General features: G+C 65.3%; 17 protein-coding genes and 1 tRNA gene. 7 read left to right on the top strand and 11 right to left on the bottom strand.

All coding sequences use genetic code 11. The annotated features are described in order from the left end of the window. Positions 1–19: 19 nt before the first annotated feature. On the top strand, positions 20–1,207 hold the full coding sequence (locus IFT71_RS05850; RefSeq protein WP_192139663.1) for an acetyl-CoA C-acetyltransferase: 1,188 nt from the start codon (positions 20–22) through the stop codon (positions 1,205–1,207). Between the two features lie 89 nt (positions 1,208–1,296). Here IFT71_RS05850 and IFT71_RS05845 read toward each other — a convergent pair whose 3' ends face one another. Then, positions 1,297–4,500, bottom strand: coding sequence for a TonB-dependent receptor domain-containing protein (locus IFT71_RS05845; RefSeq protein WP_192139661.1), 3,204 nt, complete (start codon positions 4,498–4,500; stop codon positions 1,297–1,299). Between the two features lie 468 nt (positions 4,501–4,968). Between IFT71_RS05845 and IFT71_RS05840 the strand changes: the two genes are divergently transcribed. Further along, the gene (locus tag IFT71_RS05840) at positions 4,969–8,226 is read left to right on the top strand and encodes a TonB-dependent receptor domain-containing protein (RefSeq protein ID WP_192139659.1); all 3,258 of its coding nucleotides are present in this window, start codon (positions 4,969–4,971) and stop codon (positions 8,224–8,226) included. Positions 8,227–8,367: 141 nt separating this feature from the next. On the opposite strand, the gene IFT71_RS05835 is transcribed toward IFT71_RS05840, so the two are convergent. The 3 genes from IFT71_RS05835 to IFT71_RS05825 all read right to left on the bottom strand — a co-directional run bounded on the left by IFT71_RS05835 (position 8,368) and on the right by IFT71_RS05825 (position 12,835). Then, positions 8,368–9,411, bottom strand: coding sequence for an alanine racemase (locus IFT71_RS05835; RefSeq protein ID WP_342212620.1), 1,044 nt, complete (start codon positions 9,409–9,411; stop codon positions 8,368–8,370). An 88-nt stretch (positions 9,412–9,499) separates the two neighbouring features. Then, positions 9,500–11,569, bottom strand: a complete 2,070-nt coding sequence (locus IFT71_RS05830; protein WP_192139655.1) for a TonB-dependent receptor — start codon at positions 11,567–11,569, stop codon at positions 9,500–9,502. 81 nt (positions 11,570–11,650) lie between these two features. Then, positions 11,651–12,835, bottom strand: a complete 1,185-nt coding sequence (locus IFT71_RS05825) for an acetyl-CoA C-acyltransferase (protein WP_166746858.1) — start codon at positions 12,833–12,835, stop codon at positions 11,651–11,653. Positions 12,836–13,171: 336 nt separating this feature from the next. On the opposite strand from IFT71_RS05825, the gene IFT71_RS05820 reads away from it, so the two are divergent. Beyond that, positions 13,172–13,621 (top strand): hypothetical protein, encoded by a 450-nt coding sequence (locus IFT71_RS05820; RefSeq protein WP_234387580.1) that lies wholly within the window; start codon positions 13,172–13,174, stop codon positions 13,619–13,621. Next, positions 13,618–14,367: a TorF family putative porin gene (locus tag IFT71_RS05815; RefSeq protein WP_192139653.1), complete on the top strand. Its 750-nt coding sequence runs from the start codon at positions 13,618–13,620 to the stop codon at positions 14,365–14,367. Before IFT71_RS05820 ends, IFT71_RS05815 begins: the two co-directional genes overlap by 4 nt. Positions 14,368–14,556: 189 nt before the next feature. On the opposite strand, the gene IFT71_RS05810 is transcribed toward IFT71_RS05815, so the two are convergent. Next, positions 14,557–14,631 (bottom strand) — tRNA-Val (locus IFT71_RS05810). A gap of 44 nt (positions 14,632–14,675) precedes the next feature. Further along, positions 14,676–15,053, bottom strand: a complete 378-nt coding sequence (gene cpdR, locus IFT71_RS05805) for a cell cycle two-component system response regulator CpdR (protein WP_031394969.1) — start codon at positions 15,051–15,053, stop codon at positions 14,676–14,678. Between the two features lie 97 nt (positions 15,054–15,150). On the opposite strand from cpdR, the gene IFT71_RS05800 reads away from it, so the two are divergent. Continuing rightward, entirely contained in the window at positions 15,151–16,029 is an 879-nt protein-coding gene (locus IFT71_RS05800; protein ID WP_192139652.1) for an N-formylglutamate amidohydrolase, read from the top strand. A 305-nt stretch (positions 16,030–16,334) separates the two neighbouring features. Here the strand turns inward: IFT71_RS05800 and IFT71_RS05795 are convergent, their stop codons facing one another. Continuing rightward, positions 16,335–17,102, bottom strand: coding sequence for a SapC family protein (locus IFT71_RS05795; RefSeq protein WP_031394972.1), 768 nt, complete (start codon positions 17,100–17,102; stop codon positions 16,335–16,337). A 64-nt stretch (positions 17,103–17,166) separates the two neighbouring features. After that, entirely contained in the window at positions 17,167–18,615 is a 1,449-nt protein-coding gene (locus IFT71_RS05790; RefSeq protein WP_192139650.1) for an FAD-binding oxidoreductase, read from the bottom strand. A 66-nt stretch (positions 18,616–18,681) separates the two neighbouring features. On the opposite strand from IFT71_RS05790, the gene IFT71_RS05785 reads away from it, so the two are divergent. Both IFT71_RS05785 and IFT71_RS05780 read left to right on the top strand, forming a co-directional pair. After that, positions 18,682–19,155, top strand: coding sequence for a hypothetical protein (locus IFT71_RS05785; protein ID WP_031439984.1), 474 nt, complete (start codon positions 18,682–18,684; stop codon positions 19,153–19,155). 130 nt (positions 19,156–19,285) lie between these two features. Further along, a complete protein-coding gene (locus IFT71_RS05780; RefSeq protein ID WP_192139648.1) occupies positions 19,286–20,866 on the top strand; it encodes a DEAD/DEAH box helicase in 1,581 nt (526 codons plus the stop codon). Between the two features lie 210 nt (positions 20,867–21,076). On the opposite strand, the gene IFT71_RS05775 is transcribed toward IFT71_RS05780, so the two are convergent. From IFT71_RS05775 to IFT71_RS05765, 3 genes are all read right to left on the bottom strand, one after another. Beyond that, positions 21,077–21,694, bottom strand: coding sequence for a glutathione S-transferase family protein (locus IFT71_RS05775; RefSeq protein ID WP_192139646.1), 618 nt, complete (start codon positions 21,692–21,694; stop codon positions 21,077–21,079). 117 nt (positions 21,695–21,811) lie between these two features. Then, positions 21,812–22,681 (bottom strand): dienelactone hydrolase family protein, encoded by an 870-nt coding sequence (locus tag IFT71_RS05770; protein WP_192139644.1) that lies wholly within the window; start codon positions 22,679–22,681, stop codon positions 21,812–21,814. Between the two features lie 35 nt (positions 22,682–22,716). Further along, complete coding sequence (locus tag IFT71_RS05765; protein ID WP_192139642.1) at positions 22,717–23,781, bottom strand: MBL fold metallo-hydrolase; 1,065 nt, start codon at positions 23,779–23,781, stop codon at positions 22,717–22,719. Positions 23,782–23,926 lie beyond the last annotated feature (145 nt).

Genomic DNA, 23,926 nt, shown 5'->3' with positions numbered 1-23,926 from the left:
CGAAACGAGAGGACCCGTCATGACCGCCACCCACCCCAGCGACATCGTCATCACCGCCGCCAAGCGTACGCCGGTCGGCAGCTTCCTCGGCGCCTTCGCCACCGTCCCCGCGCATGAGCTCGGCCGGACCGCGATCGAGGCGGCACTCGCGCAGGCGGGTGTCGACGGTGCCGATGTCTCCGAAGTGATCCTCGGCCAGGTGCTGACCGCGGCGCAGGGGCAGAATCCTGCGCGTCAGGCGTCGATGGCGGCGGGCGTTCCCAAGGAAGTCCCCGCCTGGGGCGTCAACCAGGTCTGCGGCTCCGGGCTGCGCGCGGTGGCGCTTGCCTGCCAGGCGATTCAGACCGGCGACGCGACGATCGTCGTCGCCGGCGGTCAGGAATCCATGTCGCTGTCCGCGCACGCCCAGTCGATCCGTGGCGGGCAGAAGATGGGCACTCTCAGCCTCGTCGACACGATGGTCAGCGACGGTCTGACCGACGTGTTCAACGGCTATCACATGGGCATCACCGCCGAAAATCTCGCCGAGCAATATCAGGTTACGCGCAGCGAACAGGACGCCTTCTCGGTCGGCTCGCAGAACAAGGCGGAGGCGGCCCGCGGATCGGGCCGGTTCAAGGACGAGATCGCGCCGGTGACGATTGTGGGCCGCAAGGGTGACACGATCGTCAGCGACGACGAATATATCCGCGCGGGCGCGACGATCGAGAGCGTGTCGGGCGTCCGGCCGGCGTTCAAGAAGGACGGCACCGTCACCGCGGCGAATGCGAGCGGCCTCAACGACGGCGCCGCCGCGCTGGTGCTGATGCGCCGCGACGAGGCAGAGCGCCGCGGCAGTCCGGTGCTCGCGACGATCCGAAGCTGGGCCTCCGCCGGCGTCGACCCGTCGATCATGGGCATCGGCCCCGTCCCCGCCACGCGCCGCGCGCTGGAGAAGGCCGGCTGGACGATCGCCGATCTCGACCTGATCGAGGCGAACGAGGCGTTTGCCGCCCAGGCGTTGTCGGTCGGCAAGGAGCTCGGCTGGGATGCCGACAAGGTCAACGTCAATGGCGGCGCGATCGCGATCGGCCACCCCATCGGCGCGAGTGGCGCGCGTGTGCTGACGACGCTGATCTACGAAATGGAGAAGCGTGACGCCCGCAAGGGTCTCGCGACGCTGTGCATCGGCGGCGGCATGGGGATCGCCATGTGCCTCGAACGGTGAGACTGCCGTTGCCGCACTTATAAGCCTCAAACGAATAAAGGGGGCCGCTCGGTAAGACGAGCGGCCCCCTTTTTCATATTATCGCTCGGTCAGAACTTACCGGCAACGCTCACCGCGAACCGGCGACCGATCAGATCACTATAGCTGGCCGGGATGATGATCCCGTTATACTTTTCGCCGACCCTGTTGAAAAGATTGGTCACGGCAAAGGTAACCCGGAAACGGTCGCTCGCGTTGATGTAGACGCTTGGATTGACCGTCACGAAATCCTTCAGCTTGTCGATTTCCCGAATATCGGCCCCACGGCTGACGCGGGAGAAGAGCTGCTCGCCGGTATAGTTGAACGAGGTCGAGATGCCGAAGTCGTCATGAAAATAGGAAAGGTTGTACTGGCCCTGAAACGTCGGATCGCCCAGCGTTCCGTCGGTCCGCACGGGGGCAACGCCGGTGATGTCGTTGACGCGCTTGAGCGAGACGAAAAGATTTCCCCGCATCCCGACCGAGCCAGGAATGCCCAGCCCCGACAACGAACGATTATAGGTGAGTTCGGACTGGATCCCTTCGAATTTGATCCTGTTTCCGTTGACGAAACCACTTCCGACACCCGGGTTTAGGGGGTCGTTGACCACCTGGCCGCCATTGTTGCCACCGTTCGCCGATGCGCCGCCTTGTCCCTGTGCATAGCGTCGGATCTGTGAGCAGAACGCATTGCCGTTCGCCGGATCGGCGGCGTCGAACGTCGAATTGTCGAAACACGCCGATGCGATCTGCGCGACCGTCAGGCTGGCAATTGGATCCGAGATCTTGATGTTCACATAATCGACCGTCAGCGTCAGGCTGGGAATGAAACGCGGCTGCAGAACGACACCATAGGTGAAGCTTTTCGCCACTTCATTCGCAAGCCCGACATTGCCCCCGTTGCGTCCCGGGACGGTGGCGGCTGCGGCATCCAGTGGCGTGGCATTCGGGAATGCCGACAGGAAGGCCGCGCAGTTGCGGGCACGGTTTTCGGGCGCGGCACCGGCATTGATGTTGGCGGGCGAACACAGGTCGGGAACCGTGGTGAACACGTTCGCAACGGGGGAGAACAGCTCGGTGATGGCAGGTGCGCGGAACGACTTCGTATAATTGCCGCGCAGCGCGATATCCCGGATCGGCGCGAACGACACGCCGCCTGCATAGGCTGTAAAACCGCCATTGACGGTGTTGTTTACGTGACGGCCGCTAGCATTCAACTGAAGTGAATGCAGGAATGACAACCCGTTTTGCGCCGTGACAATCGGAAGGATGACTTCACCGAACACCTCGTCGACATTGTATCGTCCCGCGACCGGAAGGATGGCGACAGCACGCCCCTGCCCCAGTTGCTCGAAGGTGCTGGGGGTGAAGCTGCCGCGCTCCTCGCGATGTTCATAACCGAGGTTGAAGCCGGTCTCATTGCCGAACAGGTCGAACGGGCTGCCGCCGACATTGACGTTGTAAACGATCTGTTCGAGCCGGCTCCTCGTGATGTTCTCGGATACGATGTAAGACCGTGCCTCCGGGCTCGAAAGACCTTCACCCAACAGGTTGAGCGGCACGCAGGCGGCGTCTGCGACTGGCGTACCGCCCGGTGCAGCCTGCACCAACGGGGTTGCCGTGCACACGATCTGTCCCGAGGCGTTCCGCGTGACGTTCACCGCATTGATGAACCGCTGCGCGTTGATGTCCTGGCGCGTATCGCGAATATCAACCCGACCGATGTTGCTGCTGGCTTCATAGTTGAAACGACGACCACCAACATTGAAATCGCCGCGGACGCCGGCGACGGCACGATATTGCTTGTTGGTCGAGAAGCCCGTCAGGTCGGCCAGATCGAGCGATGCACGCGAGACCTGGAACCGCTGGACCCCGAGCGCCGTCAGCTGCGCGCGCGCCTGATCCGTCAGGAACGGGCTTGCGGTCGTGAACGTCAGCGCACCGCTGAGACCGCCGAAAAGGCTGCTGTTGAAGGTCGGCTGCTGAACCAGCTCGTCACCGCGCGACTGGAAATAGGTTGCCTCGATGAAGACCTTGAACGCATCGGAAAAGTCGTAACCGGCAAAGCCGTTAAACACGTTGCGCCGCAGATCGCTGGTGATCTGCGAATAATCGTTGAAGCGGAACCCGTCGCCGCCGCTGGCTTGCTGAACGCTGAGGAACCGAATGCCGCGATTGTACGGCACCAGATTACCGCTACGATCAAACTGATAATTCTGGACGGCCGCGGCAACAGCGCCGGTTCCATTCACGTTGGCGAACGCCGATGTGATCAGACCACCACCGGTCAGTAGCGGCAACGTCCGGTCGCGGATCAGGATCGATCCCGGAATCCCGTCGCTCGCAGAATTGTTGAAGCCGATCCCGCTATTGACGCGACCGTCATTGGCGGCCGTCGTACCGGCGGGACGACCAAGCTGCGCGGCCTGCGCGGTCGAGGGATTGTCGCCACTTCCGATATTGTCGCGCAGAAATCCCCGTGAATTGTACAGCAAGCCCTTTTGATAATCGCGCGTATAGGCCAGCGTGATGTTACCGCGGCCATCGTCAAAGTCGAAGCCACCCGCCAGCGCCAGGTTGTAACGGAATGCGTCGCCCTCTTCCGTGATACCGCTCAATGCGGTGTAGCGGACGCCCTTCAGGCGGGTGTCGAGAATGAAATTGACCGTCGAGGCAATCGCGTCCGAACCATAGGTGGTCGCCCCGACCGTCGAGGTCTGTTCGATACGGTCGAGCAACAGCGTTGGAATAACGTTGACGTCGACCTGCGTCCCCGCGCCGCCCTGGTTGAAGATCGTCGTCACGTTGGACGATACCGAGCGGCGGCCGTTGATCAGCGTGAGCGTCCGGTTCGAACCGAGGCCAAGTCCGTTGATGAAATTGACGCCTTGGCCAAACGAACCCTGCGCGCCCGCGGGCGTGATGCTGCCGCGAATGCCCGGCGTCTCGTTCAGCGCATCGGCGGCATTGGTCAGGCCACGATTGGACAGATACTGGTTGTTGATCACCGTGATCGGCACGGTGCCTTCGACGTTCGGCAGGCGGATACGCGATCCGGTAACGGTGATCTCTGCGGGGCCGGACTCGCGCCGCGTTGCGCCATCGGCGCCCACCGCCGACTCGCCCGCGACCGGCGCGCACAGCGACCCATCGGCCAAACGCTCCTGGCCGGGCGTGCATTCAGGGGTGGTCGAGGTTTGTGAATAGGCGGTGCCGGAAAATCCCGCAGCCAAGACGGCAAGCGCGGATACGCGAACGAGCAGATTGCATCGCATTAGTTATATCCCCCTGTGAACACGTGATTTTCTAGGGAGACATCGGACGAAGATCGACCCTTACATGACGGAATTGTCATTTGGCGCCGCACGCGTTGTAAGAATGCAACATATTTGTCACAATATGTCGATTTATAATCTATGTTTGTTGTAAAAAACCTCCACAAGGCCGCTTGGGTGTATTTTGGTTTAAACCCTATGGTTGCGATCGCACGGCGGAAGCTGTGAGCCTCGTTGACAACGACGCGGCCGCTATCGCCCCACTGCGGTGATAACGCCACCTCGCCTCTTCGAGTTCACAACATGGAATATGGAAGGGGATGTGTCGAATTGTTGCGTGAACGCTACAGTTTTGTGAAAACTCGGACTTCCGTTCATGCTGCAGCAATAAACCAATTGCGCGGCCAATCGCATGGCGTCACCCTCTCGCCATCGAATAGGGCATAAATGCCAACGCAAAGGGGTTTTATGAAATTTTCTCGCTTTCTGGGCGCGACGGCGATCGTCGGCGCGCTTGCGGCACTGCCCGGCACTGCGCTGGCACAAACCGCACCGGATCAGGTCGCACCTGTTGCGGAAGCACCCCAGCGCGAAGCGTCACAGCCCGCGAACGACGAGATCCTCGTCACCGGGTCGCGCATCGCCAGCCCGAACGGCGAATCCGCGGTTCCCGTCAGCACGATCAGTGCGGTCGAACTGACGACGACCGCCAAGACGTCGATCGGCGACGTCCTGAACGATCTGCCGCAGCTCCAGAGCACCTATAGCCAGGCGAACTCGACCCGCTTCCTCGGCACGGCCGGCCTCAACCTGCTCGATCTGCGCGGCCTTGGAACGCAGCGCACGCTCGTGCTCGTCAACGGTCGCCGGCATGTCGGGTCCGACATCCTCAACAACGCCGTATCGGTCGACACCAACACGATCCCGACTGACCTGATCCAGTCCGTCGATCTTGTGACGGGCGGTAATTCGGGCGTCTACGGATCGGACGCGCTGGCCGGCGTCGTCAACTTCATCCTGAAGGACAATTACGAGGGTCTGCAGGTCCGCGGCCAGGGTGCGATCAGCGAGCGCGGCGATGCAGGATCCTATTTCGGCAGCGTCCTGGCGGGCAAGGATTTCGCCGACGGTCGCGGCAACCTCGCGGTCAATCTGGAATATTCGCGGCAGAATGCGCTCTACGCGTCGCAGCGCGACTATCTGCGCCAGGCCAACGGCTTCATCGCAACCGATTCCGACTCCGCGGGCGTCGCTACCGGTCAGACGAACCTGAACTATGACGGCATTCCGGATTCGGTGTTCTTCCGCGATATCCGGTCGGCAACGATCTCGGCCGGCGGTCTTGTCGCCTTTGCAAGCCCGACCGGCGCGTGCGGGCGCGACAACACGCCGACGGCGACGTTCAACAATGCCGGACGCCCCTTCTCGTGCAACTTCCTGTTCCAGTCGTCCGGGGCCCTCGCGCAGCAAACCGGCTCGCGCGTCGGCCTTGCCGCAACGGCCGGCACGGGCAGTGCCACCAACCCGTTCCGCGCCAGCGCAGTGCCGGCCGGATCCTATCTGAGCGGCAATGGCGACACGCGCCGTGAAGGGCAGCTGATTCAGATCCTGCCAGAACTTAACCGGTACTCGGCCAATCTCATCGGCCATTTCGAGGTATCGGACGCCTTCGTCCCGTTCATCGAGGCCAAATATTCGCGCACCGATTCGGTCGGACAGGGGAGCTCGGGACCGGCCTTCTTCACCGGCCAAACGCTGGACCTTCTCTACGAGCGTCCGCGACTTGATAACCCCTATCTGTCGGCCGATGCGCGCAACACCATCGCTGCGCAGATCCTCGCAAGCGGTATCAATCCGACCACCAACGCACCGCTCACGGCCGCGAACATCACCGCGATCAACAACGGGTCCTTCCGCTTCATCCTGCGCAAGAACCTCACCGATCTGGGCGTCCGCACCGAAGCCGCGCGGCGCGAAACCTACCGTCTTGTCGGCGGTGTCCGGGGAACGTTCAACGACGACTGGCACTATGAGCTTGCGGGGAACTATGGCGAGTTCCGCGAAAAGACGAAGGTCATGGGCAATCTGAACCAGCAGCGCATGGTGCTTGCCCTCGACGCTGTCACCAATCCGGCAAACGGGCAGATCATCTGCGGATCGCAGCTGCCGGGTACGGGTCAGGCGCGCGCCGATGCGTCCTTCGGCGGCGACATCGCCGGAAACGCAGCCGTCCAGGCGGCGGATATCGCCGCCTGCCAGCCGCTCAATCCGTTCGGCACCGGGAATATCTCGCAGGCGGCCAAGAACTACGTCCTTCAGGACACGGTCTCGAGTGGCAAGATCACGCAGCTTGACATCAACGGCTTCGTCTCCGGCGATCTGAGCCAGCTGTTCAGCCTGCCCGGCGGCGACATCGGCTTCTCGGTCGGCGGCGAATACCGGCGCGAGACGGCCTTCTACGAGCAGGATCCCTTGGTCTCGTCAGGCTATACCTTTTACAACGCGATCGGAAAGTTCGACCCGACCTCGTTCGAGGTCAAGGAAGCGTATGGCGAAATCCGCATACCGCTGTTGAAGGACATCACGCTCATCCGCGAGCTGACACTGAGCGGTTCGGGCCGCGTGTCGGATTACAAGGGCTCGGCGGGCACGGTTTACGCATATAGCGGCAACGCGACCTATACGCCGATCGATGGGATCCGTTTCCGCGGAAACTATTCTCGCTCGGTCCGTGCGCCCAACCTGTCCGATCTCTACTCGCCGCAATCGCAGAACTTCGCCACCGTCACAGATCCGTGCTCGGCGCGAAACGTCGCGGGGGGCACGCAGTTCCGGGCCGGCAATTGCGCCGCGGCGGGCATTCCGACCACCTACGACTATGTCTACGCACAGACGCTGGAGATTGTCAGCGGCGGCAATCCGCAACTCGACGTCGAAAAGTCGGATTCCTACACCTATGGCGTGCTGCTCCAGCCCAGGTTTATCCCGGGCCTGACGCTGTCGGTCGATTACTACAACATCAAGGTCAACAATGTGATCACCGCGCCATCGGCGCAGGGCATCATCAACAGCTGCTACGATTCGCCAACGACCGGCAACCAGTTCTGCTCGCTCTTCACTCGCGTTCCCGCGGGTCAGACCGGTGCTGTCGGTGAAGAGCAGTATCGCATCGTCGAGGGCAGCCTTCAGCAGACCCTGCTCAACTATGCAAAGCTGCAGGTTCGCGGCATCGACGTCGACCTGAACTACACGCACACCTTTGGCGATGTTCGCCTGAACAGCCACATCATCTACACGCACGTGCTGACCAACAGCTCGTTCACCGACCCGACGCAGCCGGGCTTTGCTGACACGACGGTCGGCGAAGTCGGAACGCCCAAGGATCAGGTCAACTGGAACCTTGGCGCTGATTTCGGCTCGGTCTTCGGCAACTTGCAGATGCGTTACATCACGAAGCAGTCGGTCGGGGCCGCCGAGAACCGTCAGTCGTTCCAGGGCCGCGTCCCGCAGAACCTCGACGATTTCGACATCCCCTACTACCCCGACGTGTTCTACATGGACGTGAAGTTCGGCGTGAACGTCACGCGCGAAACGAACTTCTACTTCGGCATCGACAACCTGACCGACCGCCTTCCGCCACTGGGCTCGACGGGCATCGGCGCCGGCACCGCGATCTTCGAGCCGCTGGGCCGCAAATTTTACGCCGGGTTCCAGGCGAAGTTCTGACCTGATCGCGATTTTCGTGACAAACGGTATCCCTTGGGGGGCGGTGATTTCCACCGCCCCTTTTTTTTGTAACCCGCCGGTCCGCGGACACCTATGCGGTGCTTGCCGTGACCTAGTGCCGCGGCTTGCCCGCGCGAAGCGTCACGCAGATATACGCGGCGCGTCCCAAAGGCGCTGGAACCTGGTGCCCATCGCGGTCAGCAGTTCATATTGCGACATCCCCGACACAACGGCCGCATCCGGCAAGGCTGCGTCAAAGGCGATCCAGTCCCCCTCGCACACAGTCGCCGAGGTCACGTCGATCGCGACGAGATCCATCGAGACCCGGCCGATCACTGCCAGCCGGTCCTGGCCATGCCATGCGGTGCCGCAATTGGAAAATCCCCGGAAATACCCGTCGGCATATCCAAGATTGACGACCGCGACATCGGTGTCGGCCTTCGCGGTCCATGTCGCATTATACCCGACCGCGTCGCCTGCGCGCACCCGCCGGACCTGCAGGATCTCCGCCTCGGGATAAACCACCGGCGTAATCACTTCGCCCAGTTCCCCTCGCGGCACCCCGCCATACACCGCCAGCCCCGGTCGGGTCAGATCGAACGCATAGTCGTGCCCCAGCGCGATCCCCGCGGAGTTCGCAAGACTCATCCGACGCGCGCCCGTCATGCCCTGCAACGCCGCGAACCGATCGCGCTGTACCGCGTTCATCGCCGCGTCCTCATCGGCGCAGGCGAGATGGCTCATCAACGTCTCGATCGTCAGGCCGTCGAGCAGCCCGTCGGCAATATCCTGCGCGGACACGCCGAGGCGGTTCATCCCTGTGTCGACCATGACGTCGCACGCGCCCCCGCCCCCGGCCTTCCAGCGCGCGACCTGTGCCGGCGTGTTGAGCACCGGGCGCGCGATGCCGGCGCGGGCCGCCACCATGTCCTCGTCGCGGACCCCGTGCAGGACGGACACCGCGAGGCCGAGCGGCGCAAGCTCGACGGCCTCGCGCCAGTTGGAGACGAAGAAGTCGCGACACCCCGCCCCCGCCAGACGCCGCGCGACCTCGACCGCGCCGAGGCCATAGCCGTTCGCCTTGACCGCCGCGCCGCACGCGGCGCGGCCACTCATGCGGTCGAGCGTCTGCCAGTTGCGGACGAGAGCGTCGCCGTCGAGGCGCAGGCGGAGCGGGGCGGGAATATCGATCACCCGCGCGGGATAGAGCGCTCGCGCGGCATCGTCGATGACCTTCCCGCCTGCCCGCCCTCGCCCGGCCCCGATCCGTCCGTTACCGCATGGCGTAGCGCAGCCCGATCCAGAGCGTGCGCGGCGTCGCACGTTCGACGATCGTGCCGCTGCTGATTCCCGCCTCGACAGTTTCATCGAACAGGTTTTCCGCGCGCGCCTCGACGACCAGCGCGCGGGTAAGCGGATAGGCCGCATAGGCGTCGAGCGTGGTTGCGGGATCGAGGGTGCGGCTGTTCTGATCGTCGTCGAACTGGCGCGCGACATGGCGCACCGTCAGCGATGCGGCGGCGGCATCGCGGCGCCAGTCGACCGTCGCCGATACCTGGTCGCGCGGCGTCTGGGCCGGACGCAGCCCGTCGAGCGCGATCGCGGCGGCCGAGGCGTCCACGGTCGAATTGACGTGCGACCACGAGGCCTGGACGCCGATCGGGCCGGGGCGATACGCAGCATCGATCTCGAACCCATGCGCGCGGATCGCGTCGAGGTTGCGGCGGACGCGCGACGCGCTCGTCGCGGTCGACGAGAGCGTGACGTTGGCGATCGCGTCCTTCAGCCTGTTGTAGAAATAGGTCGCGGCGATGCTGACCCCAGGCGCGGGCGCCAGCGTGACCCCACCCTCGACCCCGGTCAGCCGCTCTGGCGACAGCAGCGCATTGGCCGCGGTCGTGTCGTTGCCGACGCGGAACGGTCGATAGAGTTCGTTGAGCGTCGGCAGCCGCCAGCCGCGATAGCCCGCGACACGCAGCGTAACCGCGTCGACGGGACGATAGGCGATCCCCGCGCGGCCCGTCGTTTCGGTGCCCTCGCGATCGGCATAGCGCAGGTCGGTGACCGGCAGCCCCCCGGCAAGCGGTCGTTCCGACAGATAACCCTGGTCGATCGTCCAGCGGTCGATCCGCCCGCCAAGGCTGAACGTCACATCGCCCGCGACGAGACTGCCGTCCGCGAACAGCCCCGACGTGGTCGAACTGCCCCCCGCCTCGCGTCGCCGTGTAGGATTGCCGCCGGCAAAAAAGAACAGCTCCTGCGTCTTGCCGCTGACGTCGCGAATGTCCGCGCCGAGCCGCAGCGTGATCGCCTCACCAAGCGGCGGCAGGAGTTCGAACCGCGCACCGAGCCCCGTCGCGGGCGTATTATACTGGTCGAGCGACTGGGTGGTCGTGCTGCGTGCCGCGTTGATGCTGCCGAAGCTCGAGGCAAAGGCGCGGGTCTGAAGATAACCGAGCAGCGAATAGCCCCAGCGTCCCCGCCCGACCAGTCGCAGGCTGGCATCCGCGCCCTCGCTGCGATTGGCGGTGAAATCGCTGCCGCGGTCGCGCGTGTCGGTGAAGGCGCTCGCGTTCAGCTGCAGCTCGGTGGTCGCGTCGACGGCGATCACCGTGCGCAAGGCGCCCGACGCCTGTTCATACGGCGCCTGGCGATCGACCGCGCCGCGCGACCCCGCGACCGTCGGCGTGAAGCCGTCGCCGCGCGTATAAGCGCCCGACACGACCGCGAAACCGCCGTCGCGGACCAGCGCCGCGGAGGCCTGCGCGTCGACCGAATCGCGGCTGCCATAGGCGATGCCCGCCTGGAACGGGGTCAGCTGGCCAGGACTGGCGCTTTCGAGCTCGACGGTGCCTGCAAGTGCGCCCGGCCCCTGATAGCCGCTGCCGCCGCCACGCGTGACGCGGATCCGGCCGAGCCGGCCCGTCGCATAGGCGGGAAACGCGACCCAGCCGCCGAACGGGTCAGCCTGTGGGACGCCGTCGAACAGCAGCAGCGCGCGGCTCGACGCATTGCCACCGATGCCGCGCAGCGAAATGCCCTGGCTGGTCGGGTTGGCGCTGCGTGAATCCGAGCGGCGGAACTGCTGCAGCCCCGCGACATCGGCGAGCACGGTTTCCAGCCGGTTGCTCGCGCTCGACTGGATGCGGCCGCGCTCGATCGTGACAATATCATAGGCCCGGTCACCTGGTGCATCCGCCAACCCGCGGCCGGTGACGACGATCACCGGCGGCGTCTCGGCGACGGGCGATGGGGCGACGCTCTGCGCGATGCCTGGCGTCGGGAGCGCGAGCGGAAGGAGAAGGACGGCGGACAGGCGACGCGATCGCGCGATAATGGTCATCGCGGGCTCATGCCAGCATTGCACCGCCGGCGAAAAGCCTCTTTCGCCAAAGACCTGACGCCAGGGCAAAGGCGGGCTGCGTCAGACGAGTTCGACCGCGACCGCCGTTGCCTCGCCGCCACCAATGCACAACGCCGCCACGCCCTTGCGCAGACCGCGCGCCTTGAGTGCGGCGACCAGCGTGGCGATGATCCGCGCGCCGCTCGCGCCGATCGGATGGCCGAGCGCAGTGGCGCCGCCATTGACGTTCAACCGGTCGCGCGGGATTGCGAGGTCGCGCATCGCGATCATCGCCACCGTCGCGAACGCCTCGTTCACCTCGAACAGGTCGACGTCCCCGACGGTCCAGCCCGCACGGTCGAGCACCTTGCGGATCGCCGAGACGGGCGCGGTCGTGAACTGCGCGGGGGCGTGCGCATGCGCGGCGGTCGCGACGATCCGCGCCTCCTGCGCCAGCCCCAGCCGCGCGGCGACGCTCGCCCGCGTCAGGACCAGTGCCGCGGCCCCGTCCGAGATCGAGGCAGAGGTCGCCGCGGTGATCGTCCCGTCCTTGGCAAAGGCGGGGCGCAGGCCCGGGATCTTCTCGGGCTTTGCCTTGCCCGGCTGCTCGTCCTCGACGACCGCGACGTCACCGCCGCGCGTCTTGACCGTCACCGGCACGACCTCGTCGCGAAAATGGCCCCCAGTGACCGCCGCACTCGCCCGCGCCAGGCTTTCGAGCGCGAACGCATCCTGGTCCGCCCGCGTGAACTGATAGGCCCCCGCCGTGTCCTCGGCGAACGCGCCCATCGGCTTGCCCTTTTCATAGGCATCCTCGAGACCGTCCAGCATCATCGAATCGGATACGACGTCATGGCCGATCCGCGCGCCGCCGCGATGCTTGGCGAGCAGGAAGGGCGCATTCGTCATGCTTTCCATTCCGCCCGCAACGACCACGTCGACGGTCCCGGCGGCAAGCGCCTCGAACCCCATGATCGCGGCCTGCATTCCGGATCCGCACATCTTGTTGATCGTGGTGGCCTCGACCGAATCGGGAAGCCCCGCACCGAGTGCCGCCTGCCGCGCGGGCGCCTGGCCCAGCCCGGCGGGCAGGACGCAGCCCATATAGATGCGGTCGATCACCGCCGGGTCGACCCGTGCGCGCTCGACCGCCGCCTTGACCGCGGTCGCGCCGAGTTCGGTCGCGGTGACCCCTGACAGGGCCCCCTGGAATCCACCCATCGGCGTACGGGCATAGCTGGCGATGATGATCGGATCGTCGGTCATGGTGATCGTTCCTGTAAACGGCATGCGGCGTGCGCCAGTGGACCGGGGCCGGCGTCGCCGCGCACGGGCGCGGACCATACCGGATCATCCAAAGTCGCTGCAACCGACGCTCTGATCGCCCTGCCATACCCGCGGTAAATGGCGTGTCAACACCACCGCGCCGCCGTGGCGCGCTGCCCCGAATTGCCGCACGCAGGACGTCGCACCCCCGGCCCGACGCGGTACCCGCGCAACGAACCGCCAGACGCGCGCGTTCACAGGCCATGGTCAATCGACCGTGCCCAGACTTGGAAGCGTCACCGGCCAGCATAAGCCGGGACCCGAAAGGAGACGAACATGACCCATATGTTGCTCGCCGGCCTCGCGCTCGCGACCGCCGCCACCATGGCCGCACCGACCATCGAACACACGACGCGGGTCGATCATCACAGCGGCCCCGTGGAGGTCCGTTATCGCGGCGCGGTCGTCGTCGAACACCGCCAGATCGGTGCGGTCGCACCCGCCGGACAATCCTCGACGCTGCGTTGTGCCTGGACCGCCAACATGATCGTCGACCGGCACGCCAAGGCGTCGTCGGGGACGCTGATGACGCGCAACTTCGCGCGCGATGGCGTCGCGGCGGGCCACCAGCCGGGATGGTGCAGCAGCAGCCGCGCCGCGATCGCGCGCGAGGTCGCCGCGAAGACGCGCGACCTGCATCAGGACGTGACCGCGATGGCACAGGAAGACCATGACGTACTCCGCGCCGAACTCGATCAGATCCACGGAGCGTTGGCCGCAGGATGACGCGCCCCTTCACGCATACACTCGCGCTGACCCTGTGCAGCACGGCAGCCTTTCTCCCAACGTCCGTGCGGGCACAGGTCGCGCCCTCCGGCGGGATCGAGGGCGCCACCGACGAGGCACGCCGCGGGCTCAGTTGGAGCGAGGGCCGCGCGGTACTGTCCGCGGACGCGGCGGCCTCGCTCGGCAGGATCGACGCGACAGCGCGCGTGACGACGCTCCGCAACGCCGACCGCCACGCGGGCGCCGACGCGGTCGTCGACGTGATGCTGGCAACCGGGTGGGATCTGGGCGCAGTCACGCTCCGGACGTCCGCGACCGGGCATCTGTTCGCCGGCGCGCGCACCGGGATGGACTATGCCGAGATCGGCGCGTCCGCGCGGTACAGCTATGGTCCGGCCCGTCTGGTCGGCGGGATCGAATTCGCCCCGTCGCAGGATGCGCTGGGGGGCAGCAACGTCTATCTTTATGCGAATGCCGATGCCGGGATCCCCGGGACGCCCTACACGCTGCTGGCAGGTATCGGGCACTCCTCGGGCACCACGACGGATCCGCTGCGCATACAGCGGCTGCGTCCCGGTGGCAGCTATACCGATTGGCGATTGGGCATCGAACGCCAGCAGGGGCCGCTGACGCTCGGGGTCGATTATATCGGCACCGACATCGCACGCGCCGATGCGACCGGCCCGTTTGCGGATGCGCGACACAGCGGCGACCGTATCGTCGCCCGCGCGCGGCTGGGCTTCTGATCCCGCGGGAGCGCACTGATCCGCGCTCCCGAGTCCGGCCCCCTTTAAGGGCCGTGCTCACGAAGATCCAGAAATGACATTATGGGGTTTGGGAAGCCCGGAAGTCCCTGAGGACATCCTCTGCTTCGAATTATCCCTACCCGGCTTTCTGTCTGCAAAGACGAGAAAAACCGGGTAGGGTCAATTCCATGGTGGGCGTGGCAAGGATTGAACTTGCGACCCCTGCGATGTCAACACAGTGCTCTACCACTGAGCTACACGCCCGCCGGAGCGCTCCACTAGCCGCGCTTATCGCGGGGCGCAAGCGCTCAATTGAAGCTTGTTGCATTATCCATCTCGAACAGCCGATCGACCTCGGCCACCAGGTCGCGGAGATGGAAGGGTTTGGACAGCACGCGCGCCTGCGGCATCGTCTTGCCCGCCTTCAGCGTGACCGCCGCAAAGCCGGTGATGAACATGACGCGGAGGTTCTTGCAGAGCTCGCCGGCACGCTGTGCCAGCTCGATGCCGTCCATCTCGGGCATCACGATATCGGTCAGCAACAGGTCGAACGTCTCGGTCTCGAGCAGCGGAATCGCCGCGGTGCCACGGTCGACCGCGGTCACCGCATACCCCGATCGCTGCAGGGCGCGGGTAAGATATTCGCGCATGACCTGATCATCCTCGGCCAGCAGGATTCGCAACATCGATATATTCCCGTGATTTAGCGGTCCGTTACTCCATAAGCAGTTAAGATTTCCAGATCGTTTGCCCGTTCATGCAATGCGCCCTACGCTTTTCCGCATGCAGTCTCCTTCGTTCACGCGCTTCGGCGACCTGCCGCCTGCCAACCCGGTGGTGATGTCGGTACCGCATGCCGGTCGCGACTATCCGCCCGCCTTGCGCGAGGCGTTGCGCGTCCCGTTCGACACCGTCGTGGCGCTCGAGGACCGTCATATCGACATCGTTGCCACCCGGGCACGGACGGTCGAGACGATGATCGTGCAGACCCGGGCACGCGCCTGGATCGACCTGAACCGCAGCGAGGCCGAACGTGATCCGCGCGTGGACGAGGGGGCGAACCCGATGGCGCAGCCTCAACCCTCCGCCAAGCTGCGAAGCGGCCTCGGCCTGGTGCCGCGTCGGGCAGCCGCCGCGCCCGACCTCTGGCGGCGCCGGTTTACCGACGCGGACATCTCCAGCCGGATCGCCAACGACCACCGCCCCTATCATGACGCGGTGCACGACGCGCTGGCTGCAGCGCAGGCGCGGTTCGGGATCGCAATCCTCCTCGACGTCCATTCGATGCCGCCGCTCTCGGCGGCGGGCGTACCGGGCGGCAGCCCGCCCCGGATCGTGCTGGGGGACCGTTTCGGCCGCAGCGCCGATCCCCGCTTCCTCGCCCGCCTCGAGACCGAGATCGCGGACACAGGCCTCCCCTTTGCCCGCAACGCGCCCTATGCCGGGGGGCATATCCTCGAACGGCACGCGCGTCCCACCGCGGGGATCCACGCGATCCAGCTCGAATTCGATCGGTCGCTCTATCTGGATCGCCAATTCGACGGGTTGGGCACCGGCGTGGATGCGACGGTGCGGCTGCTCAAGGCCCTTCTTACGACCTTGACGAACGAGGCGCTGGGAATGAGCGCATCGGCCACCACCCGAGCCGCAGCCGCCGAATAAGGGCCAGCGCCAGCGACACCAGTTCCCCGCAGCAGGACCCTAGCGTGGCCCATAAAAAAACCACCCCGTGCGCGAAGCACGAGGTGGCCAAGGTTCAGGGAGGAGGCACGCTGGAAGCGTGCCGTACGACGCCGCGAAAGGGGGGGACACGGTGCCGTACAGGTCTAAAATGGGCGAGCGGGATTTTGGTTCAACCCCGACGCGAAAAATTCTGCGCCGCAACGATCGCAGCCCGGGATCCCGGCGCGAGCGCGCGGTATCCGGTGCGCCGACAGACCGCGCTGTGATCGGTCGGCGCGGACGGATCAGCCGCCGAGCTGCGGCAGCGGCGTCTTGCCGAGCTGGACCTGGCGCGCAAAGATGTCGCGCATCAGCGCGAGCGAGAACAAATGTGCGTAGAGCAGCGGCAGCATGCCCGACTTGCTGATCTTGCGCAGCGCATCGCCGCGCAGGTCGATCAGCTTTTCCTCGTTGACCATCTGGAACCCGCGATAGACGAAGGGCTGCTCGGCACCGTCGGGCTGGATCGAGACTTCGCCGTCCATCAGCAAGCCGAGTTCGCGCAGCTCCTTCATGAAGTTCTGCGTGCGCGCGCCGGCCTGTTCGAACGATTCGTTGAACGCCAGGATCGACTTGGTGACCTCGGTCGGCGCGCCATCCGCGAACAGCGCGTCGCCCTCGTCGAACGCACCGAGCGCATCGGAGGTCGGATCGAAGCAGAGCGACAGCTCCTGCGCATCGGGATGCAGCCGCGCGAGCATGTATGGATAGCGGCGGATATAGGCGGGAACGTAGAAGGTGTTCTCTGTCAGCTTGCCGTCGTCGCCGATGAAGACGTTGACGCCCTCGTTGAGGCCCATCAGCGCCAGCGGGATCGCATCGTCGCCGACCGAGAAGACGATCGGCATGTGACGCTGCACCAGCGGGAATTCGTCGACGGTGATCGGGATCGCATGCTGGCCGACGAGGAACGGCGCGCTCTCCTGCGGGCGAACCTTGTAATCGGCGTGCGTGTCGCTCGAAAGCGGCTCTAGGCCGTTGTAGAAGAGCGGAAGCTGCGGTGCGCTGGCCATCATGTATCTCCAGTGTTTCGTCAGAGGATCTGGGCGGCAGGACGCCGGCGATTGGCGCGAGGCTCTATGGCGTGACGCCTGCCCGTGCAAGCGTGACGAGCTTGCCGGGGTTCAGCAGCCCGTGCGGATCGAATGCGGTCTTCACCGCGCGCAGGATCGTCAGCCGTGCGGGCGACGACAACCGCTCCAGCTCGCCAATCTTCATCTGGCCGATCCCGTGCTCTGCGGAGATCGATCCTCCGGCCGCGACGACCAGATCGTCGACGAAGCGCGTCACGACCGGCGCATCCTCGGCATACCAGCGCGCGGGATCGGTCCCCTGCGGAGCGCGGACGTGAAAATGGACATTGCCGTCGCCCAGATGGCCGAACCCGCTGGCATGCGTACCGGGAAACCGCGCCTCGCAGGCCCGCGCGGCATCGATCATGAAGCGCGGCATCGCCTCGACCGGGACCGAGATGTCGTGCTGCGTGGCGGGGCCGAGCGCGCGTTCTGCCGCCGACAGGGAATCGCGGATCCGCCAGAATGCCGCGGCCTGCGCCTCGCTGGCGGCGATCACGACATCCTCGGCCTGCCCTGCCTCCAGCGCGGCGCCCAGCAGCCGTTCGAGCAGCGCCGCGGGGGTCTCGCCGTCCATGGACGGTGCGGTTGCCTCGATCAGGACATGCCAGGCATGGTCGCCGTCGAGCGGGGGCCGCGTCCCTGGGAGATGCGCGACCGCTGCCGCTAGCGTTTCGCGGGGCAGGATCTCGAAGCTTTCGACACGGTCGGTCGCCGCCTGCAAGCGGCGGAGCAGCCGGAGCGCGCTGTCGGGTCCGGAGACCCCGACCCAGGCGACCGCACGTGCGGCCACGGCTGGCACCAGCCGCAATGTGGCTGCGGTGACGATCGCCAGCGTTCCCTCGGATCCGACGAGCAGCTGATCGATGTCGTAGCCGCGATTGTCCTTCTTCAGCGCGGACAGGCCGTCATGGACGCTGCCGTCGAGCAGCACCGCCTCGACCCCTGCGACCAGTCCGCGCATCGTCCCGAACCGCAGCACCTGCGTGCCGCCGGCATTGGTCGAGACCAGGCCGCCGATCGTGGCGCTGCCACGTGCGCCGAGCGTCAGCGGGAACCGCTGACCAACCGCCTGTGCGGCGTCGTCGAGATCAGCGAGGATTGCGCCTGCCTCCACCACCGCGAGACCGGCCTCGGCATCGATCGACCGGATGCGGTTGAGGCGGCGCAGCGACAGCAGGGCGGCACGGCCATCAGCGGGCGGCGTCGCCCCGCCGACCATCGACGTGTTGCCGCCCTGCGGTACCAGCGGGACGCGGAACGCCAGTGCGGCCTGGGCGATCGCCGATACCTCGGCCACCGACGACGGGGCGAGCATCAGCGGGGCTTCACCGTGGAACCGGCCGCGCCAGTCCTCGAGCCAGGGGGCGATATCTGTGGCATCGGTGACGATGGACTTGCGCTCAAGCTGCGGGGCAAGCGCGTCGAGCATCTGTATCTGTTCGGGCGTCATGACAGCGCCGCTAAGCGCAATTCACCTCCCGTTCAACGATCGCGGTTAACGCTGCTTAGCGACATCATGATTCACCCTGCGCTTCCCGCCTCCCTCCTCGCCCTCACCGCCCCCCTCGCGGCCGTGGCGAACCCCGCCGCGCCGACGCGCGCGCGCGTCGAGATCACGCAGGTCTCGATCCACGAGCGCATCATCATCCGCGTCCCCCGCATGTTCAGGCGATCGGCCCAACCCGTCGGTAGCGCGCCCTTGTCGAAGCCGCGCGAGTGGAAGGAGCGCAAGGGGCCCAAATGCGTCGCCGTCGCGGAGATAGCAGGCGCCTTTCTCGGCCAGCCGGGCTCGGTCGATCTCGTCATGCAGGACGGCACGCGATTGCGCGCGAAGCTTGATGGCGACTGCAAACCACTCGACTATTATCCGGGCTTTTACCTGCGGCCGAGCGGTGACGGTCTGATATGTCGCGATCGCGACGCGATTCGCATGCGGTCCGGGGCGCGCTGCGAAATCGATGACTTCAAGACTCTGAAGCTCAAGCAATAGACAAGACGGCAGGGGTGATGTGCGACTTTCGTCGTGCCGCCACCCGCTTTCCTTGACATTTTGCTGGAAATCCGCGAGCGGCGGGGCGCTTGAGGGAATAATGCGCGCCCTCCTTTTCCCGGACATATAAATGAGCTTTGCCGATCTCGGCCTTTCCGAAGAACTCCTGAAGGCGGTCACTGACGCCGGCTATACCGAGCCGACGCCGATCCAGGCCGGCGCGATCCCTTCGGTTCTGATGATGCGCGACATCATCGGCATCGCCCAGACGGGCACCGGCAAGACCGCGTCGTTCGTGCTGCCGATGATCGACATTCTTGCCCATGGCCGAAGCCGCGCCAGGATGCCGCGCTCGCTGATCCTTGAGCCGACCCGCGAACTGGCCGCGCAAGTTGCCGAAAACTTCGAGAAATACGGCGTCAATTCGCATCTCTCGATGGCGCTGCTCATCGGCGGCGTGTCGATGGGCGACCAGCTCGCCGCGCTCGAAAAGGGCGTCGACGTCCTGATCGCGACGCCGGGCCGGCTGATGGACCTGTTCGGCCGCGGCAAGATCATGCTCAACGGCTGTTCGCTGCTGGTCATCGACGAGGCGGACCGGATGCTCGACATGGGGTTCATCCCCGACATCGAGGAAATCTGCACCAAGCTGCCCAAGTCGCGCCAGACGCTGCTATTCTCGGCAACGATGCCGCCGCCGATCAAGAAGTTGGCGGACAAGTTTCTCTCGAACCCCAAGACGATCGAGGTCTCGCGCCCTGCATCGACCAACCTCAACATCAAGCAGTATCTGGTCCCGGTCGCCAGCCAGACCGCGAAACGCGAGACACTGCGCCGGATCCTGGCGCAGGACGAGGTCACCAACGCGATCATCTTCTGCAATCGCAAGACGACCGTGCGCGACCTCAACAAGGTGTTGAAGCAGGCGGGTTACAAATCAGGCGAAATCCATGGCGACATGGAGCAGCCCCAGCGCCTCGCCGAACTGGACCTGTTCAAGAACGGTGCGGTGACGATCCTCGTCGCCTCGGACGTCGCTGCGCGTGGTCTGGACATCAAGGGCGTGTCGACCGTCTTCAACTATGACGCGCCTTGGCATCCCGACGATTATGTCCACCGGATCGGCCGCACGGGCCGTGCGGGCGCGACGGGCACCGCTTATACCTTCGTCGCACCCGACGATTCCGAGAATATCCAGAATATCGAAAAGCTGACGGGCCAGACGATCGAGCGGCTCAAGCTGTCCGAGCCGAGAGCGCTGGCTCCGGCGGCTACCGCGCCGTCCGATAGCAATGAAGAGCTGCCACCGCGGCGCGAGCGGTCGCGGACGCGGCGGGTGCCGCGTGCCGATGTCGTTGCCCATGCCGTCGAGGACGAAGTGATGGCAGCTGCCGAAATCGCAGCGCCCATGGCCGCTGCCACGCCGAAACCATCGCGCTGGGCTCGGACGCCGATTGACGAACCGGTCCCAGCCGCACAGCCTGCGCTTCCCCGTGTTGCTCCGGCAATGCCCATCGCGCCGGTCGCGGAACGTCCTGCCGCGGCCCCGGTGCCGCCAGCACCGTCGACCGCCATGCCCGAGCAGGCACGCGAGCCAAAGGTCGATCCCGTGCGGGCCACCCGCCGCAGTACCGTGCCCGACGCGCCGGTTGACGGGTGGAACGGCCCCTTCCCCAGCTTCCTGAATGCCGTGATTGGCGGATACGAGTGATGCCGAGAGCTTAGCTTCAGGCTTGCCCACTATAGGAGCGATAGCGACACAAGCGCGCTTGCCGTTTTGATCGTTGATCCACGGAGCGATCGCCTTGGGAGTGCGGAGGTACGTGGCCGAGTCGACGAATGCCCGCACTATGGGGTCACAGGCGCTGCCGGGGGTTGCGTCTGGGCCACCTGATCGGGCATTCGACCTCCTAGCGCAACCTCATGACGCCATCTTGGCCATAGCGTCATCATCCAGCGCTGCTGCCCGCCGATAGGCCGCGCGTTCGGTCAGGCGGGCGGCATAGGCCTCGAATGCTGCAAGCTTCGGCATCGTGCCGAACTGTAATCCCCATATGACCTGGGCACCCACATAGACATCGGCTGCCGTGAAGCGTTCGCCCGCGATATAGGGATGCGCCGCAACGGCATGCTCAAGTCCCGCGATCGCGGCCTCGAAACTTCCATAACCGACCATCCGCTGCTGCGTCTCGGTCGGGACCACGCCGAGCGATCGGTTGGTAATCGCGGCCTCCAGAGGCCCGGCCGCGTAAAATAGCCATCGATAATAGTCGGCCCGCTCGTCGGCCGTCGGCGCCAATTGCGCCTCGGGCACGGCGTCGGCCAGATAGGCGCAGATCGCGCCGCATTCGGTAACGACGTGGCCGTCATGGACGATAGCCGGCACCTTGCCCATCGGATTGACCGAAAGATACGGCGCCGCCTTCATCGTCGTCGCATAATCGAGCATTACCGTATCGTAAGCGACCCCGGTCTCCTCGAGCATCCAGCGAGCAATACGCCCCCGCGACATCGGATTCGAATACAGTGTCAACGTCATGGCTCGCCCCTCAAGAACATAGAGTGAACGATGATCTCATGGCGATGCCGTGCCGTCAAGATGCGATCGCGGATCGCACCCAGCGGGTTGTGCCGTCGAACGAAGCAGCGATGAATCTTACGCCAGCGCCGTCGCGAACAGCGCGAGCATGCGGCCCCACGCACGGTCCGCCTGCACCGGATTATAGACCTTGCTGTCGGGCGGGCACCATCCGTGCATCGTTTGCGGATAGACCTCGATTTCGGCCGGACGCTTCGCTGTCGCGAAGGCCGCCCGCAGCACGTCCTTCTCGGTCGGTGCGCGCGCATCATCGTTCGCCGCTATCGCGATCAGATAGCTGCCTTTCAGTGCAGGGATCAGCCGGTGCGGGCTGTCGGGTGTGTCGGTCACGAACCCCCCGCCGTGGAACGTCGCCCCCGCGCGGATGCGTCCCGATACCGCAGCAGCGGTGCGGATTACCATCGGCCCGCCCATGCAATAGCCGGTGGTCGCCAGCCCGCGCTTGCGATCCACCTGCGGTTGCGCATCCAGGAAGGCGGTGAAGGACTTGGCGTCACGGACCGTAGCCTCGGGCGTAAGCGCGTCACGAAAGGGTGCAATTCGCGCGCGGATGGCCGGCTGGTCGTATGATTCGCCGGGGCCGAGAAACGGTGCCTTAGTCGACCGATAGAATTGATTCACGACGAGGACGGCATAACCCGACTGCGCGAGTCGATCGGCCATTTGACGGAACGCCGGGCGCAGACCCATGATGTCTGGCCAGACAAGCACGCCCGGATGAGTCCCGGTGGCTGGCGCGACGAAATAGGCGTCAGCCTGACCATCGGGCGTCTTGATCGACACGTCGCGTCCGCTGATCGGCTTCGCATCGGCCGGCACGGGCAACAGCATCGCAAGGCCTGCGGCCCCGGTCATCACGCCGAACTGGCGCCGCGACATGGCGGCGAGATAGTGTTCGTTATCGTCTGCGGTATGCTCGTCGCACATGGGGCCTCTCCTGCCGGCTTTGATCCGATGCTAGCTCACGTTGCGCGCCACCACCACACGCCATCGACGCTGTCCCGAACGGCGCGACCCTCGACCTCGAGCCGACGCAGATGCGCGAGCGCTTCGCCCGTCGCCATGCCGAGCAGATCGGGGCCGATTGCGCGCCGGAACAGCCGTCCGAAACACTCAACCGCACGACGCGGCTCGGCGAGAAAGGCAGCGAGTTCGTCGAGCCGTTCGCGGTGCTCACGATCCATCGCGTCAAGCCTAATATGAAGACCAGTAAACGGATCGCCATGCCCCGGCAGGACCAGCAGATCTGCGGGCAATGTCTTCAGCCGAGCGATCGCGGCAAACCATTCGCCCAGCGGATCCGCATGCGGCTCGGTGATGCCCAAAGAGATATTGGGGCTGATACGGGGCAGAACCTGATCCCCGGCAATCAGGATGCCCGATGCCTCGTTGAGAAGGCATGCATGCTCTGGGCTGTGGCCCGACCCGATCACGACCCGCCAGTCATCGCGCCCTACCGTCAACACGTCACCGTCGCTGATCCGCGTGTAACCCAAGGCAAGCGGCGTGATGATCTTGCGAAATCCCGCCCACCCCTTCGCGCTGGCATGCGCGATCTGCGTACTGTCCCAGCCCGCACCGCGCCAGAATGCCAGCATTTCGGCAGGAACGGCATCCCTGGCATCAGCGGCCAGCATTCGTGCGGTCAGCCATTCGCCCCGGGTCATGACGAGCGCCGCGTCGTGCGTTTCGCATAGCCAACCAGCGAGGCCGATATGATCGGGATGAAAATGCGTGCCGATCACGCGGGTGATGCGGACGCCCGACTTCGGCCCTGCCAGGATTGCGGTCCACGCGTCGCGCGCTTCCGGCGTATTCATGCCCGTATCGACGAGCGCGTCGCCGTCGCCGTCGGCGAGCATCCAGCAGTTCACGTGGCGCAGCGGACCGGGAATTTTGAGGCGTACCCAGTCAACGCCGGGAGCGATGCGAAATACGTTACCGGGTTCGGGCTCGCGGTGGCCCAAGGGGTAGACCAGCCCCTTGCGTGTTAGCGGTTCATCCTGTGGAGCCGGCAGCGACGTCATGTGTCGCAGGTAGCAACCGCAAGGCGCCAGAGATAGTCCCCGGGCCGACACGCGCATCAGCCATGCCGCATGCCCTCGACGCCCTAGGTCGCCGGCCATTCCCGCGCCGTCAGGACCGCAAACCTATCCGATAGCCCGTACCGCC

Source organism: Sphingomonas sp. CFBP 13733 (assembly GCF_014841795.1).
In the GTDB taxonomy this organism is placed as follows: Bacteria; Pseudomonadota; Alphaproteobacteria; order Sphingomonadales; family Sphingomonadaceae; genus Sphingomonas; species Sphingomonas aerolata.
Note: the sequence above shows the minus strand (reverse complement) of the source record. Positions and strands in the feature narration are given on the sequence as shown.